Genomic DNA, 26,829 nt, shown 5'->3' with positions numbered 1-26,829 from the left:
CTTGCTCATTAATATACTTGAACTGAGCATCTCTGTCAGGATGTTCTTTCCCCTCTTTTGTTTTTACATTTGCCTGAAGAGAATAACCCATTTCCTTCAACATTCGACAGACACTCATTGCGCTCATGGGGTGCCCAAGGTCGACCATCTCATCTGCAATTTTGCGCGTAGATTTTCCAGTCCACTTCAACAGGCTCATCGGATCCCCTGCTGTATTCTCATCCATAATGTGTGTAAGATCTTTTACAAGCGCTGAATCAAGATTAGTAAGTCTTTTCCTCCCTCCTCCTTCTTTACGGATTTTCCCTTCCGCTATCTTTGATAAATCCTGGCCACTTTTTAATTCCTTCATTCCTTTCAGGATGGTAGGCCGTGATAGCCCCGTTAACTCGGACATTCGCTTTAGCCCACCACGCCCCAGACTTATCGCCTCCTTGGCAACATACCAGCGAGATTGTGCTTCATTCAGAGTTGATAATACTTTCAGCATAACTTCTTCTTTTATCCTTTTCTCCATGCTTTTATTTTAGCATGGCCGGTACAAAAAGTCAACTTTATTTTGTTACAAGCCCTTACCCCTCCGCCCTCAAAACAGGGTCCGGCAGAACAGGAGCAGGCCACCAGCCAGTCTTTATTCCCTATGACTAGCTCACCATTGGTCCCGATATCCATAAAGAGAGTCAGTTCCTCGTCTCTGGTCAGTCCACTGGCCAAAAGGCCCGCTGTGATGTCAGCTCCCACGTAGCTGGCTACCCCTCGTAGACAGTGGACTACTGCATTGGGGGCAGACCTGAGACCAAGATCCCTGGCTGTAGTCTCCGGAAAGAGGTTAGCTGCGGGAACATAGGGTTCCTCTCTGATATATCTGGGTGAGACGCCTATAAAGAGATGGATCATGGTGGAGTTACCAGCCACAAAGGCACAGTAGATGTGTCTGCTGTTTATGCCCGCCTTTTTGGCAGCCTGGTAAATAAGATCGTTGAGGGTATCCACAATCAGCTTCTGCAGGAGACGGAGTCCATCCCCTTTTAGAGAGAAGACGATACGGGAGATGACATCGTCACCAGTCTCAATCTGCCGGTTATAGTTGGAAGCAGTGGCCCTTATCTTGCCGGTATTCAGATCCACCAGATAGACCACCACTGAGGTGGTACCTATGTCGATGGCCAGACCATAGTTTTCATCAGAACTATCCCCCGGCTCCACCTCCAGGACAGCCCCCGAGGGTCTGTCTAAAGTAACCGTAACTTTCCATCCTTCCTGACGCAGATGGTGGGGCAGGGTGCGCATGACCGACAGGGGAAGGTATATCTCTTCCCGGCCCGTGGATTCCCTGATAGCCCTTTTGAGTCTGCTTTTGTCACTGGTAACACGGCTGAGATCAGGTGGCTCTACTTCCAGGAAATATCTTCGGACCCGGGGGTTCAATTCGGGCTCCTCGATCTTGATCTTACGTTTAAGAGTTGCTTCCTGAGCCCTCATAGCCCTGGCCAGAAGAGCGGTGCCATCCTCGATCACTGCGGTGGCGAAGTCAGAGGAGGGCGCCTCTACCACCAGATCGTCAGCCACTGGGGCCAGGCAGGCCAGAACATAGCCTTTCTCTACCAGATCCTCTCTCAGGTTCGGACTGGGAGCAGATTTAGCCCTTCCCTTTTTTATGAGCACCCGACACTTACCACAGGTGCCATTTCCTCCACAGGCGGCATCAACATGGACACCGGCGGCCACCGCAGCCCGATGTAAGTTCTCTCCTTGCTCCACATAGATAGTCACATTATCGGGAAGGAAAGTTACCTTGAACTTTCCGTTTTTTTGATTCTGATTTGGTCTGGCTTCCTGGTCGATTTCTTGTCCTTTCCCCTATGCGGGAGCCACGGGATAAACTCTCCACTGATTAGTATAAACCTTGGCCCTACTCCCCTGATACTATCGTAACTCTACCAGCTGAAACCCTCCACTGATTAGTATAAACCTTGGCCCTACTCCCCCTGAGAAAGCCTATTACGGTACAGCCACTGGCCTCCGCCAGCTCCAGGGCCACCGAGGTAGGGGCACAGAAGGATAAAACGACAGAAATCCTGGATCTGATGGCCTTTACCACCATCTCATAACTTATGCGCCCACTGCTGAACAGGAGCTTGTCGCTCAACTCTATTCCCCGAAACAGACAGTGTCCGATCACCTTATCAATGGCATTGTGTCTTCCAATATCCTCTTTGAAGACCACTAATTCTCCAGACAAATCGAACAGAGCTGCAATATGGGAACCCCTGGTCATCTGATAGACTATCTGGACACCCTGGAGCTTTCTAACCAGGCTGAAGATGGTCTCCAGAGATACTTTGCTGTCACTCTCACATCTGGGCAGAAGCTCGTCGAGCCCCCGCACATCAGCCCGACCGCAGCCTGAGCGGATCATCATTACTTTATCCTCCCGCAGGAGGGCTTCGTTTACCCTTTTGGCACTAATCTGGATCAGATTTCTGGACTCTTCCAGTCCGTCCTCGCTATCTACCATAGGGGAACTTTGCCCACAATGATGGATCAGGGTGATATCCTGGAAATGCGGTACCAGTCCTTCACTTATGCAGAACCCTGCGGCCAGCTCCTTCTCATCTCCAGGAAGCCTCATCATCACCGCCACGGTCTTGCCGTTCAGCTCGATGACCAGAGGCTCTTCCATAGCTACCAGATCCGGGATCACCTCGGCTGAAGCTCCTCTGATTTGTACAACCTTTCTTTTGATGACGCCAGGAGGAACATCTGGAATACTAGACATTACAGACTCTGAGTTCTCTTATAAATTATCCAGACTTGGCAGGTTATCCGAAGACATGAATAAGTCTATTTAACCTACATGTTATGATACCATACGGAGAAAAGTAGACCAAGGAGGCTAAATTGAAACCAGATTTTCCTGCCATTGCTAACAAGATTGTCCATGAATGCCTGAATATCCAAAAAGGGGAGAGTGTTCTCATCGACGTCCGGGAAGACACCCTCTTTCTGGGAGATCTCATTGCCATTGAATGCAAAAAGATAGGAGCAGATCCTCTTATATGCGCCTACAGCGATGAGTTCGTCTATCGAACCCTGACCGAGACAGACCCCCAGTATCTGGAAATCCCTTCCCAAATTCACCGGTCAGTAGTGGAGGCGGCCCAGGTGATCATTTCCTGTTTCATGGAGAGGAAGGATCCAGCCAGATCCAAGGACATAAGTGGAAAGAGGCTGGCAGGCATGAGATCTTACTCCAAAAACCGCTGGAACAGGCTGGAAAAGGGAGGATGTCGCTGGGTGGGTATCGGCTTCCCTACAGCAGAGCAAGCCCAACACCTGGGCATAGATTTCGATTCCTTCTACCGAATGTTCTGGTCGGCCGTGGACATTGACTATGAAAAGCTGGGGGGGCAGGCTGCCAAAATCCAGAGGCTTCTGAAAGACTCCCAAAGTGTACATATCACCAACGAAAAAGGAACTGATCTCACAATAGAGCTGGGCGACCGACCCATCTTTAGCGATGACGGAAGAATTAGCTCAGAGGATTTGAAGCAGGGAGCTGTACTTCTGAACATTCCCAGCGGGGAAGTATTTGTAGCCCCTCTTCATCACGGAACTAGCGGGAGGGTCATCTTTGATCTGATTATCCGGGAGGGAAAGCGAATTGTCGACCTGGAGCTGGATTTCAGAGAAGGAAGAGCCTACCCGGTCCGGGCTAAAGAGGGACTGGAGCACTATCTGGATCTAGTTAACCACGCCAGTGGGGATAAGGACCTCATTGCCGAACTGGGGATTGGGCTAAACCCCAGGATCACTCAGATGGTGGGCTATACCCTGACTGACGAGAAAATCATAGGCACTGTCCATATTGCTATTGGTAACAACAAGACCATGGGCGGCCAAAATGACTCCGACCTTCATTGGGATATGATTGTGATGAAACCGACGGTTGTGGTAGATGGGGTGATGTTGATGGAGAAGGGGAGATTTGCGGAGGAGTACAGCTAACATCCTGGCGGTTTATGGCACGCCCCAAGGGCATACAGCTTTAGCTCGCAATGGATAATACCAGCAGGATAACTTCTCCCGGACGGTAACTTTCCATCGCTGCTCAAATCCTGTCGTAGACAGTGTTCGCTTCGCTGTAGCCACTGAAAAATTGCTCTGCTGTCAGGCGAGACCAGGCCGCTTGCTCTTCCAGATCCGTGGGTTCGTTAATGAGAATGATAACCCGGACCACCTGGCTACTCGGCAATAGTTTCAATAAAGCACTAGGGAGTTCCAATCTCCCCTCAGGTGTTACTTTGACTGGGAATTCGTATGCTCTCATGTTGCACTCCTCTCTACAAAGTCGCGAAATATGTCGCCTAATAAGATACGAACCTTTTATGCTATCACCGAATCATTCTTCTTTCCATTCTTCTATTTTTGCATCTATCTGCCTGAGGGTTTCTTTTACCTTACTGTCCAGCGTGGTTCTGTCAAAGCCCTCCACAGAATCTGCCTGGATCTCGATGGTAATCTCAGGCGGAAGACCTCTATCCATTAAAGGTCGAATGACCCCGGTTATCACAGCAGATAGTTTATCCCACGGTATTTTGGCTCGTAAAGTCACTCTCCTGATCGCTCCCTTCTTTACAATTTCTTCTTCCTCTGCCCCTCCCTTCCTTTCTTCTTCTCTTTCTCCTTCTTTTATCCTACTTGCTACTTCTCCTCGCAAGACTATAGAATCTATGGTGGGAGTCACCTCTTGCCTATAGTAAACCTCTGTGTTTTCCCTAACCCCCAAGATTCCTGTCCTGGCTCCCTCTATGACTGCGTCCAGCAAGACCTCCTCACTTTCTGGAAGCGGCATTCCGGGAGTCTTAAGATGTAGCTCATATATTTCTCTTAACGATTTCTCGTTTTCATCCTTACCAAAGGTCTTGTCCAGCAGGTATTTAGGGGTAAGACGGCTAAGCAATTTTTCCTGGTCTTTCAAGTACTGCTTCACTCTTTCAGAGATTGTTTGGCTACTTCCTACTGTAGGAATGCCCAAATCCTTCCAATTGATGCCGCCATTTTCTAACACGCCCAAATATCTATAAGCCATGAGAATCTTAAACGGCATCTCCTTTTCCGTTTCCTTCAACTTCTTGTTAAGTTCTTCCTGGCTTTGCCTGGTAAGGGTTTCAAGGAGAGACTTATCACTTTGAATCTCCCCAAGGGCTAAAAGTCGCCTCAAGGCTTTATTCAGGAAAACATGCTGGTTGTCGTCTATCAGCAGGATGAAAAGAGTGTTCTTGTACACCCTGAATCCAAGGCCTGCCTTCTCGAAAAGTTCGGCGGCAAGTCTTTTTCCCTTATCTGAGTCATAGGAGCAGCTGGGTGAGAGAATAGCAAGTTTGAGGTTTTTGTTGTCTGGAATATCTGATGCACTCTCCGGCCAGAGATAAACTTCAAGAGCACGGCCTGCATTCTTTTGAATAAGGCCTTTAAGCTCTTCTCGGATTCTGTCTTCAGAAATAGTCTCTTCTCTGTCTACGATTACACGGTTCAGATTAGGCTGATTGCGAAAAGCATACTGTTTTCTTTCGGAGTGAAAATACCAGAGTTCCTCCTCTAACTTGGCTACAGCATCACCCACGATGGTTGCTGGGATCCCCTCCCTAAGCAGTGCCACCCGAATCCTTGGCAGTGTGGTCTCTCTGCTTGCACCTGCGCTAAAGGAGTAAAGAAATACCGAAGTGGCTATACCTTTCGCAGTACCGTACCTTTCATATTCGCTGCCCATCTCCTTATCTATTCTTGGTGCCTTCGCATTCTTACCTGCGATATCTGCAGAGATAACGCTGTCGTATTCATTGCCAATGTGTTTGATGAATTCTCTTCGTATGGTCTGGTTTTCAAGATTAACAATCGAAGACTGAATGAGCGGTGATACTACCTTCCCCCCATAGAGGTCCGCCACCACTTCTGCCACAAGTCTCAAGACCCCTCTTGTCCTCTGAAAGGTAGGATAAGAGCCCCACCTCTCGTAAAGCACATCAATGAGTTCAGGATGGAAGGGATAGGCCCGCTCTATCCGCTCTCTATACTCTATCTCTTTGACCTCTGACGGGACGTCCGTGCTCAAGCTCTGATAGAGTTTGAAGTAGCTCTCAGCCACCTGTCTCCTTGTCTTCTCATCCCCAAGATCCTCAAACAACCTCTTGCGAATTACTTCGTAGATTTCCACTCCTTCTACGGGTGTATAAACTGCTTCTACTCGCCCCGAGATCTTCTGCAACTGCTGCAAAGACCTCTCTGCCTCTTCGTCGTATCTTTCAAGGATGCTGGCCGGAAGAGTAATGACCAGACCGCAATTCTCAGAGGATGCGACCACTTCGGAAATCTCCTGTAGAAAGGCAAGGGTCTGACCCTGAGTGATTTTCTCCACCTTTTCTGCCCGATTGGCTTTGACGATATATTCTAGAATCTCGTCCATCAGGATAAGGGTGGGACCTGATGCTTCAAGAATCTGTCTCAGTTTTTCCTTTCCAGGTGCGATGCGCTTTTTATCGTGCTCTTTTATGATTTCATACTGCCCTAATTGTTCAGCAATCTCTCCCCAGGGCGTCTTCCCGGAAACGGCATCTGCCTGTGTGCCTACAAAGACTGTAACCTTTGCATCCTTTGCCTCAGGAAGTTCTGACACTGCTGTTAGGTGCTCTATCTCTTTTCTGTGTCTCACGACATGGTAGAGTGCCAGAAGGGCGTGGGTCTTGCCTCCGCCAAAAGGTGTCTGGAGCTGAATCACTGCATCGCCTTTTCCACCGCTCAAACGGGAAAGCACGTTCTCAAGGAGATTTTTTAAGCCTTGCGTAAGATATGTCTTCTGGAAAAAGATGCTCGCATCCCGATATTCCAGAGGCGCCTTGCCATAAACCACATCTCCTAAATCAGCGGCAAAGATTGCCTCGCTCAGTTTTCCTTCTCTTATGTCCCTATGAGGGATTGTTACCTGCCACCAGGATGGTAGGGTCATTTTCATCCCCTCTCCATATTTTCTTTTGCTTCTGCTGGAAATAGAGTAACAATAAATTCTTCACCCAACTCCTTTAACTCGGGCTCTTTTCCGGAATGTTCTTTCATCAATTTGATTATTTTATTTGGTATGCCCAACCCTATGTCTTCAACATAGCCAAAGTGTTGAAGGAATTTCACAATAACAGGATTTCTTGCATAATGGCAGGAAGCCTTCATCTGTTCGATTGTTACCGTATTAGGGATTTTGCCTGGACTCCTTACTTCTAATCTGTTATTGAAAACAAACAACCGAATTTTAGAACCAATTATGCTGTAGTGCCTGTGAGCTACAGCATTTACTATTGCCTCTCTGACAGACTCTTTGAGATACTGTGGAATATCTTTTCTCACTATACCATCCATATACGAAAAGGTTGAGGTGTTTCTTTCTACAAATCTTATTGCCTTTTCTATTACCCCATATTCAATTATCTTCCCTTCGTCATCATATGAATTTACTAATGCTTCCTCAATATCTTCTCTGTCTAAAGTTTCGTATGATAAATCATTGCCTTTAAATCTAACTGCTGTAATACCTGCCTGTGGCAAAAACCTCTCTGGGTTCTTGGCAAAAATAAGCGTGCCAGCGATAGTTAAGAATTTGCCCTCATCTATTTGAGTCATTATTTGCGAATTGAGAAGCAGGTCTTCTAACTTAGTTTCAACTTCATCTAACTTTATCTTCCGTATTACTTCCCAATAATATCTTACCCTTCGCATATCGAGTTGCCCAAATCCTACCTTCGGAACCGGGGCAATATCAAAGTGAACCATTCCTCTCTGTTGGAAGAGTCTTGCTAATTCTTCAGTAGAAGCCTCACGAGTCGTAGAGCCAACCCGTATACGCCATCTTCCTCTGTTTGTTTTATATACAGAACCTAACCCTCTGGGAATCGTAACAACCATGACTTTTTTAGCTGGCTCAACCTCAACTGTTTCTACCAAGGGAATTATTCCCGGTTCGCAATTATTTCGACAGATATTTATGACCCATTCTTCAATCTTATCTTTTGTTATTCCGATAATATCACCATTATCATCTAGTCCTAACAACACCTTGCCCCCATCAGAATTAGCAAATCCGACAAAAACCTCTGCTAATTCATTAGGACTGATGGAATCTAATTTAAATTCGCTATAGCTACTTTCGCCATTTCTAATGATTTCTAATAATTCAAGTTTTGTCACTTCCAGTCCTTCCTATATGCCATATTTTTCCTTTCTGATCTCAAATGCTTCCCTTCCACCTTCCAGTACCTTCTTAACTATTTCCTTGACGAGTTCATCATCAATAGAACCACATAATCCTTCCTCCACGTTTGCCTGGTCAGCTGTCGCCTCAAGGGGAATGATAAGCTCTGCATCACCCAGAACCGGAATATTAGCGTTGTGCGTTGTGATGATAAACTGTCGGTGCTCTTTTTCCCGACGCAAACGATTTACAATATCATTGACGATAAAGGTGTTATCCAGGTCATCCTCTGGTTGGTCAACCACAAGGGGATATGGGTTTTCAAGCAATATCAGGGTCAACAGTGCGGTGCATTTCTGGCCAACCGACAAATCCCCAATGTTTTTGAAGTTTGGAGCCTCTTTGGAGCCCAGATTGAGCTCAATGATGGCTGTAGTTGGTATTTCAAAGGTTTCTAAGCTGTACAATTCCTCCTGCGAAATTGACCTACAGAGGGTCTCAGTAGATGCGGACGGAATTCTATATTTTTGCACAAGGCTATCAGCACCTGCTCGAAGGGCACGGGTAAATTCAAGAACAGAGAAATCGTCTGACTTAATAATACGATCAAGTTGTTCCTCCCTAAGACCTGATTTTAATTGCTTTAACCTCTTCATAAATTCTTGCTTTTCACCTTGATACCTCAGCCTAACTCTAAGGGCTCCATTTAATTTCTCATTGAGTTCATTCATCACCTGTTCTCTGGTTCGATATGCTTGAGACCTGTTGTTCTGGAGACTTATGAGTAAATTGTTGCGCTGTTTTTCTAACTCCTCATATTGGAGGTCATATTTCTCTTTCTCCTGCCTTATTAGCTTAAGCTGTTCAACCTTCTGTTCCAGCCTTACAAGCTCATCAGGATCAACTGTTTTGAATTTGTCTTGCAGGCTTCTTAATATCTTTGCGTAGCGTTCATTTTGCTTTCTGTTCAACTCCTGCCATTTCTGCAAAACTTCTGCACCTTGATATTTCTCGATGGCGCTTTGCAATGAATCTTCCATCTCTCTTGTAGACTTTCCAATTGCCTTAGATAGGCTCTCTATAATCTCCCTCGCCCTATGAAGAATATTTTTGTTAGGGAGTTCATCTTTGTCAGCTTGAAGTAAAAAGGATGCATCCAGATCAATTTCCCCTTTAAAATGCTTGAGTAGATCAGAAAACTGCTCTAACTTCTCCCGACTACGTTGCAGAAGCTGCTCTTCTTTAGCATATTGTCTCTTTTCTCTAAGGCTTTCTTGAATTCCCGTTTCTCTGTATGTTTTAATCTTTTCTTCTAAAGAAGGAGCATCAGCAATTTTTTCCTCTGCTAAAGAGATACTGCGTTGTAACCGTAGAAGGTCAGCTTTATTCTCTTCCAATGTACTGAGAAGCTCTTTTTGCTCCTCTTTTAGGGAATCCAATCTGTCGCCTACAAATCGATCCAAAAGAGCAAAAAGGAATTGACGGTCTTTCGAGATTTCATAAATTTCTTTTTGTCCATAGACCTCAATCTTAAAAATATCGTTGGGCTTAAGGTCACCACGGATTGTCCCATCCTCTTCTTTGATAACAGGTAGTTGAGGGTATATCCTTTCTATGATGTACCTTTTTGGCGCAGGGTGGTGAGCCTCAATCAAGACAGACACTTTCGATCCACTCCTAAAAACTTCTTTGAGAATTGCGTTATATTGTTTTTCAATCTCACTTGCCTTTACCTTTTCTTCAAAGACATAACGAATTGTTTCAACAACAGTGGATTTTCCGGTTCCTTTGCCGCCAATAATACAATTAAGATTATCATTGAAGTGGATCCCAACGTTATTAAGAAAACCACCTTCCCACTTGACGGCAAGAATCTTTGAGAATCGAAGAGGTTGCTTAGGTAACTCATCCTGCAAGCGAATACGAGACTGCCAGTCCAAGAAGGCCACTCGTAAGCCTTCCACCGTAAAAGAGCTTATCTTAATAAGGGTTTTTCTCATTCCTATTTCATTAATGCTCTTGGCATCCGAAGAGTTAATACAGGCTATTGGAAATCTACGCTTATAATTATCAAGTTCATTGGAAATAGCCTTTTTCTCAAAACTCCCTAATGCCTCTCGGCCTTCTGGAATTTCAACCGCCAAAAGATCGGGATTTGTGAATAGATCCACCCTGATCTGTCCCTCTGTCTTTGCTAACAGTCCATTATCTGAAGAGACATGAGCCGCAATACATATTCCACCCTGTTTCTTTACCGCTTCTATAATTTCCTCTAAGTCCTTTGTAACCACTTTAGGACTTCCATCATCATAAAACCTTTGGTTCGGCAAGAGTCCGAAATTAGAGAGTAAACCATCTAATATATCTTTTGTTATATCTGGGTCAAAAAGACACAAAATATGAATACCATCAGCACCGCTTTTGGTAGTTATCTCAAATCCTGGGAAAACTTTTATTCCGGTTCCTGCGGCGGCATTTCTTACATAATCCACCCACGAAACGTCATTATGTTCAGTAATTCCCAGGATACTAATGCCATTTTCTTGTGCTTTTCTAATATACTCTAAGGCAAATTCTGTCTTCCATTTTTCATCGGTTGTTCTTGCGCCGGATGGCAACTTAAAACCGTGCCACGCTGGAGTGTGGATATGCAAATCTGCCCAATAAAATCTTGCCCCCTTAAGCTTTTTCAGAATTTGAGTGAATTCGCTATTTTTATTAGTCATAGTGATTATCCCTTCTCAAACAATATCATTTGATATTGATCAACCCTTGCCCCTGTCTTGCCGTAATTCTCTTTCCCGTAGAGGAAACCTTGCAGCATCTGCTTCTCCTTATCTCCGTCGGGCAGAACCTCGGAAATCGTCTGGGCCACCTGCCAGAAGGCATTGTTGTTTAAATTGCCTGTCTCTTCGAGAAGCTCTGATATTGCCTTCCGGTTGTTCTGCTCCCAGAAGAGAAGGCAGGCATGGAGAATATCTATCATGCTCTCGAATTTTTGTTTCTCAAGAAAGCTTCTGCCTCTTTCTTTTGCACTCAGAACTGAGATAAACTCCTTTTCTTTTTTGATAAACCCGTTTCCCCACTGCTCTGTGATTTCCACACCAACTGCCTGTGCCAGTTTTCTCGCATCGTCGAAGTGCACCTTTGCGGAGTTGTAAGTCCAGCGCCAGAGAAGATAAAATCTCGTCTCCTCATCAATGCCTCCCAACTGCGGGCTTTTGAGAATCTTTGTAAGCGCATATTCGCTCACACTTTTGCGAATATACTCAAGCAGTTCTTTTGCCGAAACTTTCTCACCAGAGAGTTTCTCAACGCCCTCGTATTTTCCAAACACTTCCATCGCTGGACCAATGGCAGAGATGAAGAAATCGCTTCCACCTATGCCCTCGTTCCAGAACTGGTCGAGCTTTTCTTTGATTCTTACCTCAATCTGAGGCTTGATTTCATTGAAGTAGGCTGTTTTTTTCTCGGTTCGCTTGCAGCAGACCATGTAGATGGAGGAGGCGAGGGCCGCAGATTCGCTTGCACGCAGGCGGGCTTTCATTTCGGTATGAACAGGCCAACTTGCAGTAAGATAAAGCCCGGAATTTAAAAGAGCGTTTATGATGGTTTCCCATGCTTCTGTGGATTTGTGGGCAAATACGGTACAGGTAATACCATTAGGTTTCAAAACCCTCTGTATTTCACGGAAGGCTTTAGCAATCATCTCCTCAAAAAACTTCTTCCCACTTTCAAATCCACCCTCTCCATAGGAGTAAGCCACGATTTCTTCTGTCTTTGGCGTTAATGGAGTGGCAAAGAGTTCTGGATACAAATCTCCGATTGTTCTTTTTAGCCAGACATAGAAGAAATCAGAAAGATAGGAATAAGGCACATTGTCATAATAAGGCGGGTCAGTTATGACCGCGTCAAAGAAGTTATCGCCGTAGGGTAAAGAGGTGGCGGAGGATTGCGTGACGATGGCGGGAGTATAGGCTGTCTGTGAGGCATGCTGGATCCATTTCTCGTTTTTTTCACAAGCAGTTGGCCAACCAGCAGCAACGGGATTGAAAGGATTTGATTCGATATAATCCCAAGCCATTGGTAATGCTTGCCGTCCAAACGTATGAACAACTCCTCGACCACCAGTAACATTTAGGACACAAAGAACAGAACCAAAATCCGCTAATCTATCCACCCCCAACGCCAGATAACTCACCACCGCCTTCGCATAACCTTCCTCCAGACCTTCAGACAGCATCTTTCTGTATGCCTGCCGCACCTTCTCCGCAAATGTTATCAGCGCCAGCTTCTGGCGGGGGTTGAAAAGGTCGCCCCATTTGAGCATTCCATATCTTTGCACACGGAAGCCAAGAGTTTCTTTTGGTGGCAACGGTTCATCCGGCACAGGGTCAAAGCCCCATTTGTCAAATAATTCCTGTCCTTTCTTCTCCAGATGCTTCTCCGCTTCTCCGAAAATCTCCAAATCTTTTTCTGTTGCAAGGCGATAACTCTTTCCCTGCCTTTTTGGATGGTGCAGAACAACCGCAATCATCTTCTGTCCTGCTTTTCCTTCCTGAAACTGCTTTCTCGTCTCTTTATCGTTCAAGCCAGAACCACAGCAGGGGCAGATGACCTTCGCTCTTGATACTGTGCCAGTCTCAGGGTCAAAATCGATTGAGTCGCCCTCCCTAATCTCAAACTCAACTCTGTTGCCTATTGGAATCACCTTATAGGCAACTTTCTTTTTATCCTTCCTGGCCAGCCATGTTTGCCTTACCAAAGGTATTTCCGCGCCGCAGGCTGGGTTCTGACACTTCACGGTTCTTGCCCAGATGTAGCCTACGGAAATTGAACCGTCTTTCTCTTCAGGATAGAATTGGCCAATCTCTTTTCTTGCCTCTTCCAAAACCCAGTTACCCCATTTCTTCACATCTTCAAGTAATGGATTGATTTCCTTTTCACCGAAAAGGTCGTTGCTCTTCACCTTTTTTCTTCCATACTTCTGCGGATACTCAAGTGTGCATTTCAAAATAAGCACAGCGACCGGATTCAGGTCGCTGGCATAAGTTTCGCATCCCAATCGCAGGGCCTCAAGCGGTATGGCACCGCCTCCAGCAAAAGGGTCAAGGACTCTTGGCGGTTTTCCATTGCTTGCGCTCAAGATTTCTTCTCTTGCCCTTTGGATGAGACTTTTATTGAGGGAGTTCTCCCACTTGGAGAGGTTGGCTATGAAATGCGCCCGCTTCAATCGCTCTTCCTCGTCCCTTGGCTCTGGCATGAGTGCAGCATAGATAGAGGCTCTTGAAGAAGCAAGAGGTCTGCGAGCCCACCAGATGTGAAGCGTGGATATGTGCCCGTGGCGGATGTTTTTCTCACGAGTGGATTCTTCGCTTACTTCCTTCACAGGGAAGTCTACTTCTATGAAAGACTTATTCAATTTGCCCTCTCCGACTTATTTTTCCAATCCTTGACGATGTACCTTACGATGCTTACTTCTTCCTCGGGCTTAAGGTGCGTCGCGGGATTCTGAATGACGTAGAGTTCAGGATGTGTAGCAGTATTAACAATCACATAGAGCCAGTATTCCTCTTTGAGCCTCTTCGCCATAAGCCACTCATTGGGCGTCAGTGCAACTGCACCTTCTCTTGCCCTCGCCTTGACCTCAATATAGCGATAGTTTTCCATTTCATCTCTGGAACGGATGTCGTAGCCTAAATTCTCAAGATGTACATCCTCCGGCTCCCTACCCTGTCTTTTTTCATATTCCAGAGCAACCTCCATCCCAACCTGTTCGATCTCCTCATCAGCAATCATCTCTCCCTGCATCTTGCCGGGAAGGACTCTCACAGCACCGATGATTGTAGGTTCAGTGGCATAGAGATGGACTTCGGCTTCGATTTCTTTAAGCAGGCGCTGCTTTTTGCGTTCTAAGTCTTCTCTTCTTCGAACTTCATTTTGAATCGTGGCTTCAGGTATGTTTTCCCCTTTCATCCTTCTTGTTTCATAATCTGAAATCTTGGCATCTGAATCAAGGATCGTCGACTCAAGGGAGCGGATTCCGTACTTCTTTTTGACTCCAGCATCCCGCTGCCGTCTCTCTAGAAGTTCTTTCTTGTAGTTTTCAAGTCCCTCAGTTACAAGAAAGGATTTGATTGTATCTGCGTCAGAGGGGCAAGAGAGTTCAGAAGCCTGTGATTGCTCTTTATTCAGCGGTTTCAAATCCCAGAGTATGGCAGGATTGACGAAGGATAAAGCTTGCTCGTTAATCTCCTGGTAAACAGCAAACAATCTTTTGCCCGCTGTGATGTTTTTCCCATCCTTTATTTCCCCCTCAAAAAACCATATGATGCCATCTTTCTTCCCTGCGGGGTCAAGGAAGGTAGCACCTTCGCCTGCAATCCGGTCATAACGAGTTAAAATAGCACTTACAACCGCCTCTAGGAGTGGGTGCCCCATCGCTACAAATTCTGCCTGACCTTTGAAAGCCTTCTCCTTGTCAAAGGAGACCTTGCTGTACTCTCTCTGAACCTCACCAAACTTTGCTTTGAGGTCGTAAGGCTGATTGCGGATCTCGAAAGGCACAGAAGTTACATGCCAGAAACCATCCTGCCTCTTCATCGCAATACCCAGTGCTTTAGCACTCCTTTTGAAAAACTCCTCGATGTATTCTGGAACAAGCCTGTTTTCCCTCGCTCTTCGCTGCTCGCCCAGGATTCTGGTTAAATCAATGTGGCGGGTAGCTAAGGCTTCCAGGCTTGCTTCCTTTACTTTGCCAATAGCCACCTCATCGGGAATTCTTTCAAAATCTTTTAGAATCTCCTCCATCGTTCGCCTGTTGGCAATGGCATCTACGATAAGATCCTTTAAACTCCTTCCCACCAGGACCTCGCCGACAACATCAAAGACCCTGTCTGAGCCAAGATGCTCTCGAATGCGGGAGAGTTTTTCGAAAAGTTTTTCCAGAATACGACCCTCCCGCGTATCCACTGCTACAAGGTTGTAGATATGAACCTCGTGCTGCTGACCGTAGCGATGAACTCTGCCCATTCTCTGCTCTAAGCGATTGGGGTTCCAGGGGATGTCATAGTTAACCATAAGCCAGCAAAACTGCAAGTTAATGCCCTCTCCGCCTGCCTCTGTGGATACCATAATCTGGGCTTGATTCCTGAAATCATTTTCAGCCTTAATCCTCTGGTCAAGATTCATTCCACCATGAATGAATGTAACTGAATAGCCCCACTTTCTCAGCTTCTCGACCAAATACTCCAAGGTATCTTTGGATTCTGTGAATATCAGTAATTTTATCTCCGACTTCTGAAGCTTTTCAGCATCCATTACCTTCTTAAGCTCATTCAGTTTCGTTTCAATCTCTTTCTTTTCAACCTCCCTAGCAAGAGACCCGAGCTCCTCAAGCTTTTTTATCTCTTCTTTCAGTTCTTCGAGAGTTTCTGCGGAGGTGAGTTTTTCCAGTAATTCTTCTTCCTTCTTCCACCGCTCCTTTTCCTCTAAATCCTCAAGATACTCTTCGTCGTATCCCACCTCTTGAATGAGCTGCCCTTTTTCATAGAGTTCCTTCAGCCGCTCGTATCTACGCTCTAAGGATTTTCTTATGGCACGGGCACTTGAAGCAAGGCGCCGCTGTAAAATGGTGAGAGCAAAAGTAACATTATGTTTTTCATTTTCCAGAGCTCTGTTAAAGTGCTTTTCAACGTATTCCGTAACCCCGTTGTAAAGCCTCTTTTCATCATTAGAGAGATAATACTTAACCGTCTCCACCTTTCGAGGTGGAAAGAGTGGAGCCCTTTCGAAGTCTTTTAAATCCTCCTTAAGCCTCCTCAAAAATAGGGGATTATCTTTGTTTTGAATGGACTCAGAAAGCATTGCCGTATCAGCAAAGAAGCCCGGCTCCAAGAGGTCGAGCAGCAGACGGAAGTTTTCCGGGTCTCCTCGATGGGGTGTTGCAGTGAGGAAAAGCAGATAGCTGGTGAGTGGTGAGTGGTGAGAGGAGTTCTCCTAAGTTATATCTCTGGGTTTTGCTTGCTTTTTCGCCATATTTGTAAGCGGACATCTTGTGAGCCTCATCAACGATGCATAAATCCCATCCAGAGTCCTTAAGAGCAAACATGACATCGTCCTGCCTGGCAAAATCCATGGATATGATGATCTGATTTCTGTCTGTAAACACATTCTGTCCCCAGGCTGCGCTCATCACATCTCTATCTACAACGATGAAATTCTCCTGGAATTTTTCCTTCATCTCCCTGAGCCACTGGTCTTTGAGGTGCCCGGGCATAACAATAAGGGTTCGGTCCACAAGCCCGCGATACTTAAGTTCTTTCAAAAGAAGCCCGGCCATGATAGTTTTTCCAGCACCAGGATCATCTGCTAAAAGAAAACGGATACGGGGATTGGGCATGATGTAATGATAGACAGCTTCAATCTGATGAGGCAAAGGGTCAATCTGAGAGATGTTTACCGCATAAAGCGGGTCAAATTGAAAGGCATTTCTTATTCGATGAGATTCCAGGTAGAGAAATATGCATTCCCCATCCCCAGAGAATTGAAAAGGTTTCTCTTCAGTGATTTCGACAGTTTTTATATCTTCCTGTGAAAGGATGGGATTATAAAACGCTCTCGTTTCTATCCCTACAGCCTCAATTTTGATCCCGCTTTCTCCGATAGATTTGACCGATATTACTCGGATCTTTTCTGGCCAAAAGGGCCCTCGAAGAATGTCATCTGGCTGAATTTGAATCATCATTCTAATGCCCCCACATATGGTCATTCTTGGCCTTCTCTTTTATTTGCTCCCATCGGTTGAGCCATTCTTTATTTTCTGCATCTGGCGGCATTTATAACCTTCGTAACATCTTCAGAGGTTAGGGCAACTGTGATATCGATATCTTGAGTCAATCTTGGCATGCCGTACTGAATTGTCGCCTGACCGCCAGTGACCATATAAGGAATCTCCTCCTTGCTGAGAAGTCGGGCGATATCTTTCAAAGTTTTGAGAATCATCCTAAGACCCTTTGAGGAGAGATTTTCTCAAATTTATCCAGTATTGGATATGAGGACTTTCCTTCTCTTCCTCGTCTGAACCCCAGGCGCTTCGAACTTTTTCTCCTCGAATTCTTAACACTGCCTGAAAAAGTTCTTGACAGATTTCAATTTTCTGAGCTGGTGTGAGCCCTCTAAGGCGCTCCATTTCGTATGCTCTTTCCCATCTGTGAAATTCTTCCCACCTGGGTGTAGTTGCTTTTTCTTCTCTCATGCCGCAAACAGCCTTCTTTCAGTCTCGCCAATAATATCTTTCGGCTCACTAAGAACTTCGTAAAGGTCAGAGTATTCCTTGTTCACAACATTTTCGCTTCCGACTACTGTAACCCCTTTGATGGTCATAATATTGATCCCGTGAAATCTATCTGCCTTCCTGTAATTGTCACCATTGGATCTCTCCACGGGCTAAACGATTCTCATAATCTTCCAGATTGAGTAAGTAGTCGGAGAAATCCAATTCGGCCATTTCTAACGCCTCAGCGAACTGGGTCCACAATTGCCAGCGAGTACTGTCACGTCTCATCAGCAGAAACTCTACGAAGTCACTCACTTCCTGCGCGAGAGACTCCGGCAGTTGGCGAATCTTGGCCATGGTTACGTCATACACGGTCATATCTCTCTCCTTTCTTAGGTTCGACATTGCACATCACCTCTTAGATTTTTCTCTCCTTGATTCTCGGCTTCCGGCCAGGATGAGGCTCTCAGGACATTACCTTGCTGGACTTGCCTCACCCAAGTATCTCATAATTATTGACCATATGGCCTACTTAGATTGTACTATAAAGTTATTGATCTGCCATCCACTTTCCATGGTATTTGTAGCTCCTCTTCATCACGGAACTAACGGGAGGGTCATCTTTGATCTGATTATCCGGGAGGGAAAGCGAATTGTCGACCTGGAGCTGGATTTCAGAGAAGGAAGAGCCCACCCGGTCCGGGCCAAAGAGGGGCTGGAGCACTATCTGGATCTAGTTAACCACGCCAGCGGGGACAAGGACCTCATTGCCGAACTGGGTATCGGGCTAAACCCCATGATTACCCAAATGGTGGGCTATACTCTGACTGACGAGAAAATCATAGGCACCGTCCACCTTGCTATTGGAAACAATAAGACCATGGGCGGCCAAAACGACTCCGACCTTCATTGGGATATACTTCATCTCAACTCTTCCTTTTGCATTTAGGGCACGTATCCTTATGACATGCCTTGCAGTACTGCCTGCCGCAGGAAGGACACGTCGCAAAGCACTCGCCGCAAACGATATGCAGCTTGTCGTCGCAGACGGAGTAGCCTCCGCGCGGGTGAAAGCACGACTCGCACGGCAGAGCATCGAACCCGCCGACGATCGTGTTGTAGGTGACGGGAAAGCTCCTGGCAGCAAGCCGCCGCTTGATCGTAATCCAGAATAGGGGTACCCGGGTCTCGATCGCGACTGCCGTGAGCGGCTCTATCCTGATGTTCAAAGCGTATTTTGCGATCAAGTCCTGAATCTTCCCCTTCCGCTCAGCCTCGATTGCATTCAGCTTGTTCATGAGGGAATCGGTTTTGCCGTCGCTGCCCTCCACGCCTTTTTGCTCTCGCTTTCGATCGATTTCTCCTTTCAGCGCATCATAATACTCGAAAACCCGCTTCACATCGCGGTTAAGCCGCCGATCGAGACTTTTGATGAACTCCTGCTGTCGTTCCAGTACAATCTGCACCCCGGCGGCACAGGCCGCATGGAACGTCTTGGCCAGCGCTTCAGAGCCCAGAGTCAACGAAAGGTTTCCCCGTATGCGGTTTTCGACGTTCTGTTCTTCGTCGGCGCCGGAATCCAGCTCCTGCAGGTTTTTCAAAACCTCGTCAAACGCGCCTTCCAGAGGGATCGTGGAGAGATTCGTGCCGTTTATCAGGACCGGCACGATGCCTTCATGCTTTTCGTCGGACACCGCGGTGTATTTTAAGCAAACGAGCAGATACGATATGTCTGATGTCTCGACCCTGTCCGGACGGAAGATGGCGTTGTGGAAGACGAACCTTTCATCGACAAGCCGTGCTGTTTTTTCGATGTTCGGGAGCGACGGCTCAAAGCGCGCCGAGGCGAATTTTCCCGCGTTGGCAAAGAGTTTCCCCAGGGAACCGAAAAACTTGGAGTCAAAGGTTGCGCTGACCGTATCTTCGCAGGTCCCGCCATAGGAAAAACTCAGCCTCACGTACTCCGGCACGTCGAGGAGCGGCGCAATTTCGGGAGGGGCCACGACATCGAGGCAATCCTCCGCCGTTTTATCAACGACGGCGCCATGGTACGTCAGCACATCGGCTATGACATCAGGCAGTGTTTTATTCATGGGTATTCACCGCGATCGAACCTTCCGCATTTTTTGTTTTTACTCCGCACTCCGAACTCACAACTCCGAACTTTTACATCTCATAGTCCTCGCCGAATATCTCGCTGTCGGCAGCTTTCGCGTTCAGGTAGTTCTGTTTCGCCTTGACGAGATCGCTGCCCAGTTGTTCGAAACCCTCCCTCAGATTTTCTCTGCCGGTCTTCTGCCACATCTCCAGGATGATGTCCTCGAAGTCCCGGTCCTCGCCCAGATGTCCCAAGATCGGCTCGATCTCGCCGATGACCATCTCGAACATGTTGATCTTGCTGTCGAGGATATCGATGATGTAGTCCTCAATAGTGTCCTTCACGGAAAGATTGAAGATAAAGACGTCGCGGGTCTGGCCGATCCGGTGAAGTCTTCCGATCCGCTGCTCGATCCTCATGGGGTTCCACGGGAGGTCGAAGTTGATGATGGTGTTGCAGAACTGAAGATTCCTGCCCTCTCCGCCGGACTCCGTGGAGATGAGAACCGGAATGTCGCTCCTGAACGCCGCGATTGCGGCGTCCTTTTCCTTGAGAGACATGTCTCCCCTGAACATGACGAAGGGGACGTCGTGCCGCTCCAGAAGACCGGCGATGTAATCTATGCTCTTGATGAACTGGGTGAAGATGATCTTCTTCTCGCCTGGGTTCTTCGAGAGTATCTCCATGAGCGCCGTGCCCTTGCCGATGTCGCTGAGGTCGCCGATGGCCTCGATGATGCCGTCTGCGCCGTCCTTTCCGTTCATGGCGAGGAGCGTCTGCTTCAGGGCAAAGGGGCTGCTCCCGGCCTCCCGCAGAAGAAGATAGATCGTCTGCTTCTGAAACCCGTGTTTTCTGATAAATCCGTCAAGACGCGCATAAATCTCCCGTTCCGTCTCCGATGGTTCGAGCCTGACGGTCGTGGCGAACCGCTTCGGGAGCTTGAGATCGATGGCGCTCCGTGTATTTCTGATCATCACGTCGCGCAGCAGCGCCTTCAGCCGGTCCTTGTCCGCCGTTGCCTTCAGGCTCCCCTTTTGAAGATAGTCCTGCTTGAACTGTTTTTCCGTCTTAAACTGTCCCGGCTTCAGAATGGTAATGAGATTAAACAGCTCGATGAGGTTGTTCTGGACCGGCGTGGCCGTGAGCAGCAGTATGAACTTTTTCTTGAGCTGATTCACGAGCTTCCACGAGAGGGCGGCCCTGTTCTTGAGGTGGTGCGCCTCGTCCACCACCACGAGATCGTAGAACTGCTCCGTGACCAGCGGCATGTTTTTGGCGCTCTTCGCCGTATTGAGAGACGCGATAATGAACCGCTTTTTCCAGAAGCCGGCCGGGTCGCTTGTGAACTCCTCATCGTCCGTGGTCAGAAACTCGATGCCGAATTTGGCTTGCATCTCTTCCTTCCACTGCGAGACGAGGGGCGCCGGGGTCAGGACCAGGACGTTCTTCACCATGCCCCGCATGAGGTACTCCTTGATGAGCATCCCCGCCTCGATGGTCTTCCCGAGGCCGACCTCGTCGCAGAGGAGGGCCCGCCCGTGAAACAGCTTGAGCACCTTCTTCACGGTCTCGATCTGATGCCAGTATTTTTCCACGGCCGACGTCGCGTTCAGGCACAGAAGCTCGTCGAAGCCGCCCTGGATGGTGAGAAAGGCGTAATCAATAAACAGCAGCGTCTCTTTGAGGGGAGATATTCCTTGCTGGAAAAAGGATGTTATCGCCTCGCCCTTCAAAAGCTCGATCTTCACGGGGACGCGGTAGGTGGGGATCGGGACGACCGTTGCCGGGGCTGGGGCGGTGGCTTTTTGCTCGCTCTTTTCAACGAACTGAACCTCAGCTGTTTTCGTACGCGCTGTCTGCGGGCTTTTATACTGCGCTTTATTTATCCGCCCTTTTTTCTCGGGCGGAACTCTTATCGCCAGGCTCTGAACGATACGCTTGTCTATCGCTTCGCTTTACTTGTACCGGATGAAGCCTTCAAGATCGGCGAATGCTTGCCCAGGCCTACGTTCGGCCCGGATATGGGACTGCACTTTCTGAAGCTCTTTAGATTTTTTCAAGTACTCTTTCGCTTTTGCAATGTTTCCCAACTCTGCCTCCACCTTACTAAGCAGCATGTAGTCGAGCCAGTATGAACGAATTTTCGCCAGTCTAATCAGCGACGGCTTGCCGGTATCCAGTTTCTTCCAGAAGATGATGGTGAGGCCAACCATGTCTTCCAAAAGCTGAGCATCATCGGGAAACTCTTTGAGAAGCCTCTCCAGGCACCGGTATGCCCGCTGATATTCCTTCTTCCGAAGGAATTTTTGATATGACCTGTAAATATCGTCAGGAGTCTCAAACATGATTACCTTTTTCACCCCTCACGCCGGCTTTGAGTGGCCGTTTCTGTTTTAAGGCTATCTCCCTCAAGGGGCGAGGGGGAGTGTATCCATGTCGTGATTACATCTTAGATATTCTTTCTGAAATGCAATAAAAGAACAGACATATTTGAAGAAGACGACGTTACGCAAGATAGGAACATCCACACCAGTAGTTATCAAATCAACAGTAGTTGCGATAAAGTGGCTGCGCTCTGAACCTCGTAAATCTGCAATATACTGGCTTCCTCCCACAGCGGCAGTGCATTTGAAGGCATAAGGCTCGAGGCGTTGTTGTCCGTTTTCGACACACCAGTCGGCATAGAGATTGTTCATCCCAATGGCAACGGCATCCGCATGGGTATCACGGATGCAAAAGATAAAGGTCTTTCCTGAGCCTGTAGCCAGGAAGAGAAGTAGCCGTTTTTCACCTTTAGCGATTTCCTCTAATGCTGCACGAATGGCAGCATCTTGATAATAGCGTCGGTTTGCCTCTCCGCCTGGATACGGGACCAGAAGCGGTTTGGCAGCTTCACTCTGTAATGAAAATCCGACCTCTTTCTCATAGCGTTCTTGTAGTTCTTCAGGAGTTGGAAATTCTTTGAGAGAGCGAGGCTCAGAGGTTTTTCCTGTAAAGTGGTCGTATTCTACAAAGAGATGTCCGTTGGAAGAATAGACAAAGGGCACGTGGTTCAAATGAGCATATTTCTTCGCTTACTCAAGGCCCTTATCGGGTGGTTCATCGTTCCGCTTCACCTCAATCAAAGCGAGAGCAACAGGCTGGGTGCTGATGTTAACCCGAACCCGCAGGAGGTAATCTGTCCTCCCTCGCTCTCTTCGTCGTGGTTTCCCACCTATAATATCAATCCCACGGTCTGTCTCCTCACGGCGAATAAGATCCTCTATCCAGCCGCGGTGATGAAGAGCGGGGTCAATGAGTTTTGCCCTGGTGTCTGCTTCGCTCAAGGCCATTATCTGGACCTCTCAATTCCGTCTTTCTTTTATATGTGCGAACTTCACTTTTCCTGACCGCTCCGTGTGGAGCCAAGTAATTGCCCAATAATTGCCACGCTTTCATTGGTCATTTTTCATCATCTGTGAGTCTCTTAAAGTTCCATTGACAAGCACATATTTAACCCATTAGTCATTTATTAGTCATTTATTAGTCATTTTAGTCAAATGATACGCCGTGCCCTTACCTACAATTCCCACACGTACCAATATTTGTTTCTCTACCATATCTGCAAGTTCAATTGTTGCCATTTGCCGGGAAACCCCCGTTAGTTCCTGATATTCCTTGTTTGTAATCTTCCCCTTCTCCTTTACATACATCGCTGCCTTTATTTGCCGTTCATTTAAGCCAAGATCCCGCAGGTATTCTTCTGTGTAAACATCTTTCCTGAAGATTACTCTGAACCCCTGATACTCTTCAAACTGTGGCTCAGGAATTCCTGCTTTCGTGCATGTGTTCCGCATCTTGTCTATCCCGCTTCCCCACTGCTCAATCCATCCCATGTCGTAGAAAATTCCACCTATTCCCTTGTTCCGAAGCACTGAGGAGTGAGGCTTGTAAAGGTCTTCCATAGTAATGCCAAAAGGCAGACCACCCGGACTCCAAACAATCAATCTATCATCGTATATTCTGACATCAGTATTTGAGGGGATCGTATAGTCCCGATGACAGACTGCGTTGATAAGGGCCTCTCTCAACGCCTCAAGCGGATAATCCCAGATTTGCTCCCTTGCAGGCCTTCCAGTCATAAGATACAGGTTTAATAGGGAACTCTTTAATGCGGATGATGGCGACACTTTTTCCATCTATTTCGCTAAGTTCAATTTCGGGAATGACACGCGGCTCTGTGCCCTGAGAAATCTGATTTGTCCAGTCTTTTAGGGTTTCTTTTCCGATTCGAATGCCTTTAATCTCACCTCTATCAGAAGCCCCAATAAGAAGGACTCCACCTTTTGTATTCGCAAATGCTCCTGATGTTTCAGCGACCTCCTTGTCAAAGGATGTCTTGAACTCTACAGTTTCTGATTCTCCGGAGTTTATGATTTTCATAATTTCGTCTTGATTCATTTTGCTCCTCTGCCTCGTCTTTCCAGTCCTTCACGATCTATCTCGTGAATGCCGCAAGCACCTCACTTTTCAAACTCCTCTAAAATTTTACGCATCAAAGGTTTTACTTGTGGAATAACATCTTTTATGGTCCGCCATACAAGGTCGTGTTTTATGCCAAAGTAGAAGTGGATTAACCTATCTCTCATTCCCGCCATTTCTTTCCACGGAACCATTGTATACTTCTCTTTTATTGTATCTGGGAGATTTTTGGTAGCCTCTCCAATGATTTCAAACTTCCTTATCACGGCACTTAATGTTTTGTCATCCCTTTTAAAGTCCTCAAATTCCATGCCTTCTACAAATTTCTCTATCGATTCCATAGCTTGAAAAATGTCTTTCACATAGAGCCTGTGGTTTCTCATAAGTAAATCGCCTCCCTTAAGACATACTTTCTTATCTCTTCTCTGATGGAGTCATGGGGAACTACATCCACAGGAAGATGAAGCTTTTCTTCAAGAAATAGAGAGAGCCCAACAAGATGAAGAAGATTTGCTCCTTCTTCAAACTCCACCAGAACATCGACATCGCTTTTAGCACCCTCTTCTCCTCTCACAAAAGAGCCGAAGATTCCCTTCACGCGGGCCTTATACCTCTGCTTGACCTCATTATGCACTTCTTTCAAGATTTTTATGATTTCTTCTTTCTTCATACCTCATCCTGCTTAATCAGTACGCCCTCCTGTGGGTTCTCATAACCTTTTCCAATTTTGAGAGGACCGATCATCAAGCACAATCAGGGCTTCCTTATCCGCACTTTGCCCCGTTGCACTATGACCAGCGCAGAAGATACCTCGGCAAGGGCGGGCGAATCGAGGAAGAGGTGGAACAGGGCGGTTAAGCCGCGACCCGTAGGACGTTCCATTTTCAACACAACGATGCCAGCGTGACTGCCCAACGGATAAAGAAGGAGATTAGAAAAGTCCTTATCGGCGGTCACGAGGATTCGACCCTCCTGTCTCGCCAGGCTGATCACAGATGGGTCCTTACATCCAGCTAGACCACTTTCATGGACGTCTTTGACATCATATCCCTGGTCACGTAGCAGCTGAACGATCGGACGGGGGACGTTCTCATCGGTCAGCCACTTCAGCATCTCAGGCCACCGTAGGGATCGTTCGGATTTCTTCTGTAGCAAGGAGTGAAGCATAGGCGATAGCCGCTCGAATGTCGTCCTCTGTGAGAAAAGGATAGGACTCCAGAATGTCGGCAAAAGAGTCCCCGGCGGCTAGCATTTCCAAGATCAAGTGTACAGGCACACGGGTACCCTTGATGCAGGCCTTCCCGTGACAAATTTCCGGGTCAATGGAAATCCTTTCCAGCATCACCGTACCTCCTACTTAGAAACAGGCTACAAGCTGCTCGGGAGCGAGATTGATATAATTATAAGACGAAACCCTGGTGCATGCAAAGAAGCCCCTTACCCAGCCAGGCCGCTGTAACCTCGACCGAGACCTTTACGGCTTCCACGGACTCCGAGGCCTGGCCCTTTGCTCTAAACTCGATCTTATAGACCGCAGGCGATTCCTGCAGACTTCTGTTTCTCCAGGTTAGAACTCTTCCCTTGGGACGCTCCGTACAAAGTCTTTGTTCGCTTTACACAATATCTAATGAAAACTTTCCTTCCCTCATAATCACCCTCCCGTCTACCTCCACAGTGGCTTTTTCCACCAGGAGATCCCAGTGAAGAGTAGAGTTATTAATTCCTCCCTCATTGCGATTCTCTCCGATGGCCAGGTGGATAGTGCCGATAATCTTTTCGTCCAGAAGGGTATCGCCTATGGCTTCCTTAACGGCCGGGTTGAGGCCGATCCCTAATTCGCCTATTCTGTCCTTATCTCCCTCAGAGGTTTCCAATACTTTGACAAAGATGTCCAGGCCCTCCCTGGCTCCGAGGGGGGTGACCCGCCCATCTTTGAATTCTACTTCCAGATCCTTGATCTTCTGGCCCTGCCAGAAGCCGATGTCGAAGACGACTTTTCCGTTGGCACTGGTCTCCAAAGGTGCCATACAGACCTCTCCCGAGGGGAGATTAAGATAGGGATCACCTCTCTTCACATCTTCTTCGTCGATGACTCCGTCATCCTTGTTAATCCTCCGGCCCTCAATGCTCAGGCTGAGGTTAGTACCTTTGGGCGAAAATATCCGTACCACTTTGGCGCCCCGGAGTACAACTGCCAAATCCTCAGCCCGGGAAGCCAGAGCAGGATAATCTACATTCATGGCCTGCCAGAAAGTGTCGTGATAGTACTCAAAATCCACTCCGTAAGAAGCGGCCTGCTCCGGGGTGGGGAAGTCCGTACCCACCCACCTCCTGTGGCCATCAAAGATAATATCCTTGATGGGTTTATTGCCGGACCTTTCTGCACTGTAGCGCTCCTCAGGAATTCGGCTGGATAGAGCCGGATCCTTAAATAGAAAAGAGACTGTGATGATCACATCGCTATTTTGGATAAGGGCTTTGATGTGCCGGGGAGTCTTTCGAAGATATTCCAGAGAGGTCTCGGTAGCCCGGCGCAGAGCATAGGTGTCACTGCGCACAGCAACATGGGGAAGAGCTCCCAACTTCGAACAGGCCAGGGCTATTAACTCGCAATAGAATAGGTTATCCTCCCGTCCCATTATGGTAACCGTCTCATCTTCCCGGATGCGAGCACACATATGGACAATCTTATAGGCAATCTCCTCATAATCTACATCCATCTTTTTTTTCTCCTGACCAAGGTTTGTGGGCAAC

The 26,829-nt window shown here is 47.2% G+C and carries 27 protein-coding genes; 2 read left to right on the top strand and 25 right to left on the bottom strand.

The features are described from left to right. The 3 genes from HW443_RS00560 to fdhD form a co-directional block, all read right to left on the bottom strand. Positions 1 to 517 (bottom strand): ISAzo13-like element transposase-related protein (locus HW443_RS00560; RefSeq protein WP_407079628.1); only part of this gene is annotated, 517 nt, incomplete at its 3' end. Further along, positions 502 to 1,773: an ASKHA domain-containing protein gene (locus tag HW443_RS00555; RefSeq protein WP_258190434.1), complete on the bottom strand. Its 1,272-nt coding sequence runs from the start codon at positions 1,771 to 1,773 to the stop codon at positions 502 to 504. The genes HW443_RS00555 and HW443_RS00560, both read right to left, overlap by 16 nt. A 139-nt stretch (positions 1,774 to 1,912) precedes the next feature. Further along, positions 1,913 to 2,779: a formate dehydrogenase accessory sulfurtransferase FdhD gene (gene fdhD, locus HW443_RS00550; RefSeq protein ID WP_176237817.1), complete on the bottom strand. Its 867-nt coding sequence runs from the start codon at positions 2,777 to 2,779 to the stop codon at positions 1,913 to 1,915. A 122-nt stretch (positions 2,780 to 2,901) separates the two neighbouring features. Here fdhD and HW443_RS00545 point away from each other — a divergent pair, with 122 nt between their 5' ends. Further along, on the top strand, positions 2,902 to 4,008 hold the full coding sequence (locus tag HW443_RS00545) for an aminopeptidase (protein ID WP_176237816.1): 1,107 nt from the start codon (positions 2,902 to 2,904) through the stop codon (positions 4,006 to 4,008). Positions 4,009 to 4,111: 103 nt separating this feature from the next. Here HW443_RS00545 and HW443_RS00540 read toward each other — a convergent pair whose 3' ends face one another. From HW443_RS00540 to HW443_RS00500, 10 genes are all read right to left on the bottom strand, one after another. Then, a complete protein-coding gene (locus tag HW443_RS00540) occupies positions 4,112 to 4,330 on the bottom strand; it encodes a hypothetical protein (RefSeq protein WP_176229284.1) in 219 nt (72 codons plus the stop codon). 72 nt (positions 4,331 to 4,402) lie between these two features. Next, positions 4,403 to 7,012 carry an ATP-binding protein gene (locus HW443_RS00535; RefSeq protein WP_258190433.1) on the bottom strand — a complete coding sequence of 870 codons (2,610 nt, stop codon included), beginning with the start codon at positions 7,010 to 7,012 and terminating at the stop codon, positions 4,403 to 4,405. After that, on the bottom strand, positions 7,009 to 8,235 hold the full coding sequence (locus HW443_RS00530) for an ATP-binding protein (protein ID WP_176237815.1): 1,227 nt from the start codon (positions 8,233 to 8,235) through the stop codon (positions 7,009 to 7,011). Before HW443_RS00530 ends, HW443_RS00535 begins: the two co-directional genes overlap by 4 nt. A gap of 12 nt (positions 8,236 to 8,247) precedes the next feature. Beyond that, entirely contained in the window at positions 8,248 to 10,965 is a 2,718-nt protein-coding gene (locus HW443_RS00525; protein WP_176235241.1) for a TrlF family AAA-like ATPase, read from the bottom strand. A gap of 5 nt (positions 10,966 to 10,970) precedes the next feature. Further along, positions 10,971 to 13,661: a DUF1156 domain-containing protein gene (locus tag HW443_RS00520; RefSeq protein WP_176235242.1), complete on the bottom strand. Its 2,691-nt coding sequence runs from the start codon at positions 13,659 to 13,661 to the stop codon at positions 10,971 to 10,973. Then, positions 13,658 to 15,763 (bottom strand): helicase-related protein, encoded by a 2,106-nt coding sequence (locus tag HW443_RS13205; protein ID WP_258189785.1) that lies wholly within the window; start codon positions 15,761 to 15,763, stop codon positions 13,658 to 13,660. The genes HW443_RS00520 and HW443_RS13205 overlap by 4 nt, the downstream gene beginning before the upstream one ends. Positions 15,764 to 16,112: 349 nt before the next feature. Then, entirely contained in the window at positions 16,113 to 16,985 is an 873-nt protein-coding gene (locus HW443_RS13200; protein ID WP_246273237.1) for a DEAD/DEAH box helicase, read from the bottom strand. 68 nt (positions 16,986 to 17,053) lie between these two features. After that, positions 17,054 to 17,242, bottom strand: a complete 189-nt coding sequence (locus HW443_RS00510; RefSeq protein WP_176226028.1) for a hypothetical protein — start codon at positions 17,240 to 17,242, stop codon at positions 17,054 to 17,056. A 249-nt stretch (positions 17,243 to 17,491) separates the two neighbouring features. Next, positions 17,492 to 17,683: a hypothetical protein gene (locus HW443_RS00505; protein ID WP_176226030.1), complete on the bottom strand. Its 192-nt coding sequence runs from the start codon at positions 17,681 to 17,683 to the stop codon at positions 17,492 to 17,494. Further along, positions 17,664 to 17,894, bottom strand: a complete 231-nt coding sequence (locus HW443_RS00500) for a DUF2281 domain-containing protein (protein ID WP_176229289.1) — start codon at positions 17,892 to 17,894, stop codon at positions 17,664 to 17,666. The genes HW443_RS00505 and HW443_RS00500 overlap by 20 nt, the downstream gene beginning before the upstream one ends. 79 nt (positions 17,895 to 17,973) lie before the next feature. Here HW443_RS00500 and HW443_RS00495 point away from each other — a divergent pair, with 79 nt between their 5' ends. Continuing rightward, positions 17,974 to 18,465 (top strand): aminopeptidase, encoded by a 492-nt coding sequence (locus tag HW443_RS00495; protein ID WP_176231265.1) that lies wholly within the window; start codon positions 17,974 to 17,976, stop codon positions 18,463 to 18,465. Here the strand turns inward: HW443_RS00495 and HW443_RS00490 are convergent. From HW443_RS00490 to HW443_RS00435, 12 genes are all read right to left on the bottom strand, one after another. After that, positions 18,443 to 19,609, bottom strand: coding sequence for a hypothetical protein (locus HW443_RS00490; protein ID WP_176231266.1), 1,167 nt, complete (start codon positions 19,607 to 19,609; stop codon positions 18,443 to 18,445). The two genes, HW443_RS00495 and HW443_RS00490, sit on opposite strands and share 23 nt — an antisense overlap. Positions 19,610 to 19,682: 73 nt before the next feature. Then, positions 19,683 to 21,362, bottom strand: a complete 1,680-nt coding sequence (locus tag HW443_RS00485; protein ID WP_176235245.1) for a DEAD/DEAH box helicase — start codon at positions 21,360 to 21,362, stop codon at positions 19,683 to 19,685. Positions 21,363 to 21,569: 207 nt separating this feature from the next. After that, entirely contained in the window at positions 21,570 to 21,974 is a 405-nt protein-coding gene (locus HW443_RS00480; RefSeq protein WP_176231268.1) for a hypothetical protein, read from the bottom strand. 48 nt (positions 21,975 to 22,022) lie between these two features. After that, entirely contained in the window at positions 22,023 to 22,661 is a 639-nt protein-coding gene (locus tag HW443_RS00475; protein ID WP_176231269.1) for a DEAD/DEAH box helicase family protein, read from the bottom strand. 27 nt (positions 22,662 to 22,688) lie between these two features. Continuing rightward, positions 22,689 to 22,946 (bottom strand): hypothetical protein, encoded by a 258-nt coding sequence (locus tag HW443_RS00470; protein ID WP_176231270.1) that lies wholly within the window; start codon positions 22,944 to 22,946, stop codon positions 22,689 to 22,691. Positions 22,947 to 23,129: 183 nt separating this feature from the next. Beyond that, entirely contained in the window at positions 23,130 to 23,735 is a 606-nt protein-coding gene (locus HW443_RS00465; protein ID WP_176235246.1) for an ATP-binding protein, read from the bottom strand. Beyond that, a complete protein-coding gene (locus HW443_RS00460) occupies positions 23,689 to 24,054 on the bottom strand; it encodes an AlbA family DNA-binding domain-containing protein (RefSeq protein WP_176226036.1) in 366 nt (121 codons plus the stop codon). Before HW443_RS00460 ends, HW443_RS00465 begins: the two co-directional genes overlap by 47 nt. 62 nt (positions 24,055 to 24,116) lie before the next feature. Further along, positions 24,117 to 24,458 carry a HepT-like ribonuclease domain-containing protein gene (locus HW443_RS00455; protein WP_176235247.1) on the bottom strand — a complete coding sequence of 114 codons (342 nt, stop codon included), beginning with the start codon at positions 24,456 to 24,458 and terminating at the stop codon, positions 24,117 to 24,119. Further along, the gene (locus HW443_RS00450; RefSeq protein WP_176235248.1) at positions 24,455 to 24,745 is read right to left on the bottom strand and encodes a nucleotidyltransferase family protein; all 291 of its coding nucleotides are present in this window, start codon (positions 24,743 to 24,745) and stop codon (positions 24,455 to 24,457) included. The genes HW443_RS00455 and HW443_RS00450 overlap by 4 nt, the downstream gene beginning before the upstream one ends. Positions 24,746 to 24,828: 83 nt before the next feature. Beyond that, complete coding sequence (locus HW443_RS00445; protein WP_176226039.1) at positions 24,829 to 25,188, bottom strand: DUF5615 family PIN-like protein; 360 nt, start codon at positions 25,186 to 25,188, stop codon at positions 24,829 to 24,831. 1 nt (position 25,189) lies between these two features. Beyond that, positions 25,190 to 25,417, bottom strand: a complete 228-nt coding sequence (locus HW443_RS00440) for a DUF433 domain-containing protein (RefSeq protein WP_176226040.1) — start codon at positions 25,415 to 25,417, stop codon at positions 25,190 to 25,192. 271 nt (positions 25,418 to 25,688) lie between these two features. Further along, positions 25,689 to 26,795, bottom strand: coding sequence for an aminopeptidase (locus tag HW443_RS00435; protein WP_176235249.1), 1,107 nt, complete (start codon positions 26,793 to 26,795; stop codon positions 25,689 to 25,691). Positions 26,796 to 26,829: the final 34 nt, after the last annotated feature.

It is taken from the genome of Candidatus Hakubella thermalkaliphila, from assembly GCF_013281975.1.
GTDB lineage: Bacteria > Actinomycetota > Humimicrobiia > Hakubellales > Hakubellaceae > Hakubella > Hakubella thermalkaliphila.
This window is presented reverse-complemented; position numbering and strand designations above follow the sequence as displayed.